The organism is Caldisericia bacterium, from assembly GCA_021158845.1.
In the GTDB taxonomy this organism is placed as follows: Bacteria; Caldisericota; Caldisericia; order B22-G15; family B22-G15; genus B22-G15.
On record JAGGSY010000131.1, the window covers coordinates 1 to 9873 of the forward strand.

Annotated in this window: 9 protein-coding genes; 1 reads left to right on the forward strand and 8 read right to left on the reverse strand. The window is 36.7% G+C overall.

What is annotated here, in order from left to right; all coding sequences use genetic code 11:
- Nucleotides 1-203: 203 nt before the first annotated feature.
- The 8 genes from phoU to J7J33_04865 form a co-directional block, all read right to left on the reverse strand.
- A complete protein-coding gene (gene phoU / locus J7J33_04830) occupies nt 204-869 on the reverse strand; it encodes a phosphate signaling complex protein PhoU (protein ID MCD6168612.1) in 666 nt (221 codons plus the stop codon).
- Nucleotides 870-881: 12 nt separating this feature from the next.
- A complete protein-coding gene (gene pstB / locus J7J33_04835; protein MCD6168613.1) occupies nt 882-1640 on the reverse strand; it encodes a phosphate ABC transporter ATP-binding protein in 759 nt (252 codons plus the stop codon).
- Complete coding sequence (gene pstA / locus J7J33_04840; GenBank protein MCD6168614.1) at nt 1622-2464, reverse strand: phosphate ABC transporter permease PstA; 843 nt, start codon at nt 2462-2464, stop codon at nt 1622-1624. The genes pstB and pstA overlap by 19 nt, the downstream gene beginning before the upstream one ends.
- Complete coding sequence (gene pstC, locus J7J33_04845; GenBank protein MCD6168615.1) at nt 2433-3377, reverse strand: phosphate ABC transporter permease subunit PstC; 945 nt, start codon at nt 3375-3377, stop codon at nt 2433-2435. The genes pstA and pstC overlap by 32 nt, the downstream gene beginning before the upstream one ends.
- Nucleotides 3352-4428, reverse strand: a complete 1077-nt coding sequence (gene pstS / locus J7J33_04850) for a phosphate ABC transporter substrate-binding protein PstS (GenBank protein ID MCD6168616.1) — start codon at nt 4426-4428, stop codon at nt 3352-3354. Before pstS ends, pstC begins: the two co-directional genes overlap by 26 nt.
- A gap of 80 nt (nt 4429-4508) precedes the next feature.
- The gene (locus J7J33_04855) at nt 4509-6230 is read right to left on the reverse strand and encodes a PAS domain S-box protein (protein ID MCD6168617.1); all 1722 of its coding nucleotides are present in this window, start codon (nt 6228-6230) and stop codon (nt 4509-4511) included.
- On the reverse strand, nt 6227-6904 hold the full coding sequence (locus J7J33_04860; protein ID MCD6168618.1) for a response regulator transcription factor: 678 nt from the start codon (nt 6902-6904) through the stop codon (nt 6227-6229). Before J7J33_04860 ends, J7J33_04855 begins: the two co-directional genes overlap by 4 nt.
- 7 nt (nt 6905-6911) lie before the next feature.
- Nucleotides 6912-8102 carry an aminotransferase class I/II-fold pyridoxal phosphate-dependent enzyme gene (locus J7J33_04865; protein ID MCD6168619.1) on the reverse strand — a complete coding sequence of 397 codons (1191 nt, stop codon included), beginning with the start codon at nt 8100-8102 and terminating at the stop codon, nt 6912-6914.
- Nucleotides 8103-8182: 80 nt separating this feature from the next.
- Between J7J33_04865 and J7J33_04870 the strand changes: the two genes are divergently transcribed.
- A complete protein-coding gene (locus tag J7J33_04870) occupies nt 8183-9856 on the forward strand; it encodes a hypothetical protein (protein MCD6168620.1) in 1674 nt (557 codons plus the stop codon).
- Nucleotides 9857-9873 lie beyond the last annotated feature (17 nt).

A 9873-nucleotide genomic window follows, 5' to 3' on the forward strand; every position in this document is an offset into this window, starting at 1 on the left:
ACCTTATAATTAGTTCATATCCTTCTAAGGAGGATTTCAACATCTCAATATACATTCTAAATCTTGATGCATTTAAATTAGAAAAGATTTATTCACCATAAAAAAATAATTGTTGATATACCAGAAGGGAGGCTTGAAGCCCCTTCCAAAGGATAAAAATCCAGATGCTTAAATTAAGTCAATTCTTTATTGTTTCTGTGGTTTTAATACCTCTGCTGATGGGGATTTGTCTTTAGCATCTTCCCTTCCACAATATATATAGTTCTTTCACAGATATTTGTTATGTGGTCTCCAATTCTCTCGTAGTGTTGACTTATGAGTATTAGTGCATTTGCTCTTCTTATATTCCTTGGATCCTCCATCATGTATGTTAAAAGTTCTCTGAATATCTGCCAGTTGAGTTTGTCAAGTATATCATCCTTTTCAATTATCTTCATGGCAAGGTCTACATCTTTATTCAAAAAGGATTCTATAGCTCCGTCAAGCATCTCAATACAAGTATCCTTCATCCTTGGAAGGTCAATGAGGGGTTTAAGGTGTGGTTTATCCACTATGGTTAGAGTCTCCTCTGCTATATCAACGCAATGATCTGCCATTCGTTCAAGATCAATATTTATAAAGAGAATGGAGCTTACAATCCTTAAATCTTCTGCTTGGGGGTGTTGAGTGGCTATTATCTGTAGGACTTTCCTCTCAAGGTCTATAGATTTAAAATCAATCTCATCATCTCCTTCAATTATCCTTTTACATAAGTTTTCATCCCTGTTCTTCAGAGCTTCCATTGAATCATTTATTGTTTTTCTTACAGAGGCAACAAGGTCTGTCAATTCCTCCTTTAAAAGCTTTAATTTGTTTTCGAGTATTCTCATTCAATACCTCCATTATCCAAATTTTCCAGTTAGATACTCCTCTGTTTTTTTATTTTCTGGCACGGTAAACATCTTTTCTGTTGTTCCAAACTCAATGACTTCTCCCATGTAGAAGAAAGCTGTATAATCTGATACTCTTCCAGCTTGAGCAATGTTATGAGTAACAAGGAGTATTGTAACCGTTTCTTTTAATTTTACTATAAGCTCTTCAATTCTCCTTGTAGCTATGGGGTCAAGGGCTGAAGTTGGCTCATCCAGAAGTAGAATCTCTGGATTCATAGCGATTGCCCTTGCAATGCAAAGTCTCTGCTGTTGTCCACCAGAGAGAAATGTTCCCCTTTTGAAGAGAAAATTCTTCACCTCATCCCAGAGACCAACCTTTTCCAAACTCTCCTTAACGATTTTATCCCTCTCCTCTCTTGTAAGTTTTATCCCATTTAATTTATATCCTGCAATAACATTGTCATAGATGCTCATCGTTGGAAAGGGATTTGGTCTTTGAAAAACCATGCCGATTTTCTGTCTCACAACAACAGGATGCATTTCATAGATGTTTTTTCCTCTTAGAAAGATTTTACCCTCCACCTTTGCATTTGGTGTGAGTTCGTGAAGTCTGTTTATACATCTAATAAAGGTTGTTTTTCCACAACCTGATGGACCCATCACTGTAGTTATCTTCTTCTCATAAATTTCCATGTTTATGTTCTTTAAAACATGATTATCGCCGTAGTATGCATTTAGATTCTCTATCCTTAAAATCTTGTTTTCCATCTTGTTCCTAATAACCTCCCCAATATATTCAAAATTAGGACAAATATAACGAGGATAAATGAAGCTCCCCATGCCATTCTCCACCAGTCAGGATAAGGGCTTGAAGAGTACACAAATATTACAAGAGGGATTGCACTCATGGGTTTTAAGATGTTTAGGTTCATGAACTGGTTTCCAAAACTTGTGAAGAGAAGAGGTGCCGTTTCTCCAGCAATTCTGGATATTCCAAGAAGTATCCCCGACATTATACCATTAAATCCTGCAGGAAGAACAACTTTAAGTATTGTCCTGTGATATGGGACACCGAGGGCATACGAAGCCTCCTTCATATCTTCCGGTATTAAATTTAAAACCTCTTCTGTTGTTCTTACAATTATTGGGAGCATCATTATTCCAAGTGCAATTCCACCAGCAAGGGCTGAGAATGTTCCCATAGTTCTTACAAGCCAGATGTAGCCAATTATACCCATTACTATTGAGGGAGTAGATTGGAGTATCTCTGTAAGAGTTCTCACTACATTTGATAGTTTTGTCTCTCTATTTTCTGATAGGTAAACCCCTGTAAATACACCTAAGGGAACCGAGAGAAGTGTTGCAATTCCTACTATAATGGCTGAACCAACTATTGCGTTGGCTATTCCTCCTCCCTCTTCTCCTGTAGGTTTTGGAAGAGAGAAGAAGAAATCCCAATTTATCGCAGATATTCCATTTTTTATAATGTGGAATAATATTAAGAATAGTGGAACAATGGTTATGGTTGAAAGAGCCACTATTGTAAAAAAGAATACCCTATCAAGAAAGATTCTTCCCTTCAGTTTCTTCATTGCTCAACCTCTTTATCACATACCTTCCAAATATATTTATCACCGTTGAGACGAGGAACAGAAGAAGAGCCATCTCAATGAGAGAGGAGATGTAAAGTTTTGTTGTTGCCTCTGCAAATTCATTGGCTATCACACTTGCCATTGTGTTTCCTGGCATAAAAATGCTTTTTGGAATTTTATTGGAGTTGCCTATAACCATTGTTACAGCCATTGTTTCTCCAAAAGCTCTTCCAAAGGAGAGAAGGAAACCTGCAAGTATGCCGGATTTTGCGTATGGAAGAGATATGTTTTTTATAACTTCAAACTTTGTTGCTCCAAGAGAGAATCCCCCTTCTTTTATCTCTTTCGGGACAAGAGAGAGAACCTCTCTCCCTATGGATGCAGAGTATGGAATTATCATTATTGCGAGAATGATAGATGCAGTGAATATTCCAACTCCGTATGGTGTGATACCTACTTTTGTCTCAAGTTTTCTAACAAGAGGGACAAGAACGAAGAGTCCCCACAATCCTATCACAACAGAGGGGATACCAGCAACGAGTTCTGTGAATATTTGAAGAATGGAGGAAAGCAATCCACCTTTTATATAATCTGAAATAAGTATTGATATTGAAAGGGAGAAAGGGATTGAGATTAAAAGTGAGAGAATGGATGTTAGAAGCGTTCCCATAAGAAATGGTAAGGCGCCAAACTTCCCATTCACAGGATCCCATGTTGCTCCTGTAAAGAAGGAAAGACCAAATTCTTTTATGGATGGGAGAGAGTTTAAGACGAGGGTTAGAAGAATTGAGGAGACAAGGAGGATCATAAATACACCAAGGGAGAGGAGAAAGGCTCTGAAAAACCTCTCTCCCCTCTCCACATTATCCTTGAGGGATCTTTTGTGATTATTGCTTAAGGAGTGGCTCTCCATCATAATTGATTCCCTTTATTATTCTTTCTGCCTTTTCTACCGCTGCCTTTGGAAGTCTCCCATATAAAAGAGGTTCGTTGTATTCCTGCCCTTCATGAATCATCCACCACAGCAGTTTTACAAGTTCTTCTGCTCTTTCCTTGCTCCTTCCTTTGTAGTTCTGATTCTCATACACTATTATCCATGTGAAACTTGATATGGGATAACCCTTCTCTGCATCTGTGTTTGTGAGTCTAACCCTTGTATCGTCGGGAAGGGGAACATTTGCTGCAAGAGATACGCTCTCAAGTGATGGATTGATGAAATTACCCTTTTTGTTCTTTATCATGGCGTATGGAAGGTTGTTCTCCTCGGCATAGGAAAGTTCTACATATCCAATTGAACCAGGTGTTTGTTTTACAAGCCCAGCAACTCCGGGATTTCCCTTTGCACCAAGTCCCACAGGCCAGTTCAGTGATTTTCCACAACCCACCTTTTCTTTCCACTCCTCACTTACTTTGGATAGAAAATCTGTGAATATAAATGTCGTTCCACTTCCATCAGATCTATGAATAACTGTAATATTCATATCCGGAAGATTTACATCTGGATTTAGTCTTTTAATTCTATCATCATTCCACTTTGTTATTTTTCCAAGAAAGATATCTGATATTGTTTCTCCGTCAAGCTTAAGCTTTGGATTTCCCTCAAGATTGTATGTTACAACCACTGCTCCAAGTGCCATAGGAATGTGTACAATCTTCTGTGGTGCCTCTTTAAGCTGATCATCAGACATATAGGCATCAGTGGCACCAAAATCTACCGCCATCTCAAGAAGTTGCCTTATCCCTCCTCCTGAACCAATTCCCTGATAGTTAACCTTAACCCCGGTGTTCTTGTAATAGACATCAAACATCTTTGTGTATAGTGGTTGAGGAAAAGTTGCTCCTGCTCCTATGAGCTCAATATTTTTTTGAGGTTCTTTGGAAGGTGTCTCTTCGTTTTTGCACCCGGTTAAAATCATAGAGATTGCCAGTGATACTACCACCAAAAGAATTAAAAGTTTTCTCATAAAAAACCTCCTAAAAAGTTTTTCGTTAACATTATAGTGGGAGAGGGTTAATTAGGTATAAATTTTTTGTTAAATTTGTGTTAAGGATTTTGGGGGATAAAAATTGTAAATGTGGTTCCTTCCCCTGGGACACTTCTCACATCTATTTTTCCATTGTGTAATAATACTATATGTTTCACTATTGAGAGACCAAGACCAGTCCCCCCTGTTCTCTTTGATCTTGATTTATCAACAACATAGAATCTTTCAAATATTCTATCAATGTGCTCCTTTGGTATCCCAATTCCTGTATCCTTCACCTCCACAAAGAACCCTCCTTTGCCTCTATATATCTTTACACTAACACTTCCTCTATCTGTGTATCTTATTGCATTGTCCACAAGGTTTACAAGCATCTCTTCAAAGAGATATGGATCAACCTTTATGTAAAATGGTTTTTCCTCTACTTCTATTAGAAGATTTAATCCCTTCTCCTCTGCCTTTTTGTAAAAGAGTTTCTCTATATCTTTTAATATATCCAAAGCATCAACAGACTCAATCTGAGCTTTCGTTTTTCTGTATTCCAGTTTTGAAAGCATCTGGATATCTTTTACAATCTGGATCATTCTATCTATATTTCTTTCAATAATATCTATGTACTTTAATTTCCCCTCCTCCTTCATTACCTCAACAAAACCCTTAATGGAGGTCAAGGGTGTTTTTAACTCATGGGATAAATTCCCTATGAATTCCTTTTTCATTTCTTCGTACTTCTGGAGTTCTGTGACATCATAAAAAGTTACAAGGATTTTATTTGCTGTTTCAATTTTCCTTGAACTTAAAATAAAGTTTCTATCCTTTATCTGAATTCTCTCTCTCATTGATTCCTTATCCAGCGCTTTTTTAATGAACTTTCTTAATTCATCATCCTTAACAACTTCCCAGTAGTATCTTTCCTCCACCTTCTCCTTTCCTATCAAATTTTTAAATTCATCATTGGCATGTTTTATCACACCATTCCCATCTATAAGAAGAATTGCTTCGTCTATGGACTTTATTATTGTCTCCAGAGTTTCACTCTCACTTTTTAAGTTTTCCACAAGTTTGCCAATCCTTTTAGCCATGATATTCATATTTTCCATCAATTCTCCAATCTCATCATTCCTTTTTGGGATTGTTCCTTCAGAGAATACACCCATTGATATTCTCTTTGAAAACTCCACAAGTTCCTTTATGGGTGTTGTGATTCCTTTTGAAAGAAAATATGAGAGTAAAAGAGCTGCAATAGAAGAAAGGAGGGTAGAGAAGATGAGTCTTGTTTTAAGGGTGTTTATGAGGTTATATATACTTTTCATGAACATACTTGCTCTTGCCACTCCAATTATCTCTCCATCTCTTCTTATAGGAACCGCTACATATAGCATGTATTCTTTTGTTGTTTTGCTGTATCTTATGGATGTACCTATTTCACCCTTAAGGGCTTTAATTATTTCAGGTCTATTTTTGTGGTTCTCCATCTCTTCAGGATTTTTTTCGCTGTCTCCCCATACAACTCCATCACTTCCCACTATTGTTATTCTGTATCCCCTTGAAAGACCTATTTCCTTCACAAATTCCTGTATAGATTCCTTCTCATTTGATGAATGCATGAATTTTACAGAGGATGAGACTGTTCTTGCAACCTGTTCCAGGTCTTTTGAAAGAGTGTTTATATAGTAAGTTTTTACTATCTGTGAACTAAAAAGAAGGAATAATCCTGCTGTAATGAAAATTACAATTACAAAATTGATGAATATTTTTCTAAAAATGGTGTTTTTTCTCATAAATCCAGTTTGTATCCTACACCTCTAACATTTTTGATAAATTTGCCCACCTTTCCCAATTTCTCTCTTAAGTGCTTTATATGAACATCAATAGTTCTATCAATAACTATCTTCTCGCTGCCCCATATATAGTCAAGGAGTTCATTCCTTGAGAGAACCTCACCCCTTCTAATGGCGAGTGCCTTCAACAGCTTAAATTCTGTGGTAGTTAGATTAATTTTTTTTCCATTGACAAAGACTTCAAATTTCTTAAGATCTATCCTCAGGATGTTATCAAACTTTAAGATACTCTCATCTGAGGGTTTTCTTGTTCTTCTCAAAACAGCTCTCACTCTTGCCACCAATTCTCTTGGAGAGAAAGGTTTTGTTATATAATCGTCTGCTCCAAGTTCAAGTCCAAGGACTTTATCAATCTCAGTGTCTTTTGCTGTAAGCATTATTATTGGTATATTTTTTGTTTCATTCTCCGATTTTAAGATCTTACATATCTCAAGACCATCTATATCTGGAAGCATAAGGTCAAGTATTACAAGGTCTATACTGAATTTTTTAAAAAGATTAAAAATTTCTCTTCCAGTGTAAGATGAGATAACATCAAATCCATTCTTTTCAAGATTAATTTTTACAAGTTCAACTATATCTGGTTCATCATCAACTATCAGTATCTTTCCCATTCATTTATTATATTATCCCTAATTCCTTCCCTGCCTTTTCAAAAGCCTTTAGAGTTTTCTCTATGTCCTCATGTGAATGGGAAGCCATTACACAACAACGGAGTCTTGCTGTCTTTGGAGGAATTGCTGGAGTAAGTATGGGGAATATGAGGATTCCCTCATCCCAGAGTTTCCTTGTAAGTTTAAGGGCAAGCTCATCTTCTCCAAGAAGAACAGGGACAACTGCAGATTGAGTGTTCATGGTATCATATCCAAGCTTTTTAAGACCAGAAACAAAGTGTTCTATATTTTCCCAGAGTTTTTCCCTACGCCACGGTTCTTCCTCAATTACATCGAAGGAGGCCTTTGCAGCAGCAACTGCTGGTGGTGGAAGAGCTGCAGAGAATATGTATGCTCGGGAGTTGTGCTTTACATAATCAATGAGGTCTTTATCTCCTGCAATGTATCCTCCTACAGATGGTATGGTTTTTGAGAGAGTTCCCATGTCTATATCCACTTTTCCTTCCACATGAAAGTGCTCCTCTATACCTCTCCCATGTTCCCCAAGCACACCGAGGGAGTGTGCTTCATCCACCATGAGTATTGCGTTATACTTCTCCTTCAACTCTATTAAATCAGGGAGAGGTGTCATATCTCCATCCATTGAGTATACTGCATCCACCACAATCAACTTCACCTTATCATCCGGAACCTCTTTTAGAAGGTCCTCAAGATGTTCCATGTCATTGTGGTCAAATCTTATAAAGTTTGCCCTTGACTGAATGGCACCATCCACAATACTTGCATGGTCATATTTATCACAGAAGATATAATCGTCCTTCCCAAGAAGTGTTGATATGGTTGTAAGATTTGTCACATAACCACTGCTAAAGACTGCCGCTGCCTCCCTCCCTTTAAACTCAGCAATTTTTCTCTCAAGCTCGTTGTGAAGCCTTGTTGTTCCTGCAAGGAGTCTAACTCCATGTGTTCCTGTTGAAAGTTCATCTATAGCTTTCTTTGCCGCTTCATTTATCTTCGGGTGATTGATAAGACCAAGATAGGAGTAGGAGGCAAATATTATCATATCTTTTCCCTCAACAATGGCGTGTGCTCCATTTATCTCCTCTATCTCAGCCTGATAAAAGTAGAGATCCCTCTTCTTAAGGTCGTCAAAACGCTCTTGAAACTTTTCTATTCTTTTTCTTAAGGGATAGTTCATTTCATCCTCCTTTCAAGGTTTTTTTAATTATACTATAAATGGTAGAATTTCATTAAGAGAAGAAAAAAGGAGGGGAAAAGATGAAAAAAGTAATTTTTATTGTGCTCGCATTAATTTTTCTAATTACCCAATTTCCGGTAATTTCCTCCACCAATAGCGTGGATTATGTAATTTTGGTTAGGGAAAAATATAGGGAGAATGTGAGGCCTCTTGAGGAGTTTAAAAAGGAACAGGGCTATAGGGTTAAAGTTTTTACTCTGGAAGAGATAGAAAAAGAGACTTTTGGAAAGGACAGAGCAGAAAAAATCAGAAATTTTCTGAAAGAAAAGCTTGAAGAACTTCATTTTAAGTATGTACTTCTTGTGGGAAGTTATCGTTATATCCCTCAGCCCATATTTTTCCCAAAGAAGAACACAAGAGACGATTCTTATGAAAGAATTCCCTCAGATTTTTACTATGCAAATCTTACCAGCGATTTTGATACAGATAAAGATAAAACCATGGGAGAGTATGGAGAAGACAGTTTTTCCTATTTTCCAGATGTTTTTGTAGGTAGAATTCCCTTTACAGATAGGAGTGGGATAGAGAAGTATGTGGATAGTCTAAGAAAATATAAGAGTGTAAGAGAGAAGAACAAGGTTCTTCTCATGGGGGCAATGCTCTGGTTTAAGAAGGAATATGGGGACTATCCAAAGAATAATGCAGATGGTGCAAAAACAATGGAGATTCTAAGAAAAGGTATTTTTAAAAATCTTAATAGCAATGTAGTTACCATGTATGAAAAGGAAGGAGATGGTAAATCAAAGTATGATTCCACCTACCCATTAAATATTAACAATGTAAAGAAAGAGATAAACAAAAATTACAACTTTATTGCATTTTTTGGACATGGGAGTAGCAATGGAGTTTATAGAAGGATATGGAATGATAGAAACAGAAATGATAGGTTTGATGATGGAGAGGGTTCGTGGTCTGTTTTTCTGTCAAGAAATCTCATAGAAGAAACTGGAATTTCAAATGGAGTTATCTTTGGAATGGGATGCCTTACAGCAGAAACTGAGAAACCAAATCTCGCCATGACGGCTCTTAGGTTTGGAGGTGTAAATTATATAGGTGCAACAAGGGTTGCTTATGGAAATCCTGATTCTCCAATATCTAAGGAAGTTTTAAAATTTACAGAGAGATTCTTTAATCTCTCTGAATCTTCGGGTGAAGCTCTTTATTTATCAAAATGGGATAATGCTCTTTCAATAAATGATTTTTCTGGTCAGCACAACTTCTTTGTATTCAACCTCTTTGGAGATCCTTCGGTTTCCTACAGAGATGAAGATTACTCCCTTTTTCCAAGGAATTTTTCTTTGAAACAGGGAAGAGAAAGAAAAGTCCATATAAGGATTATAAGGGGCAGTAGTAAAGACAGTTTAAAGGTTGATTCTCCCATTCCTTTTGAAATAGATGATGATAAAACCATAACCTTTTTGACGAAATATGATACTCCTCCTGATGAGTATTTTGTTAATGTGAGAATTGGGGATTACTCCACTGTTTTAAGAGTTGTGGTTTATGAAAACAAAAACCTTTCTGATTTAAATGATGATGAGGTGGTAGATAAAAGAGATCTAACAATTTTTTACGATGCCTTCCTTTCTATTAAAGGAGATAAAAACTATAATTCTATTTGTGATTTCAATTTTGATGGAAAGGTTGATTTCTATGATTTCTTTATCTTCTCAAAAAACTTTGGAGGTGAGTGATGAAATTTAAGTATTTT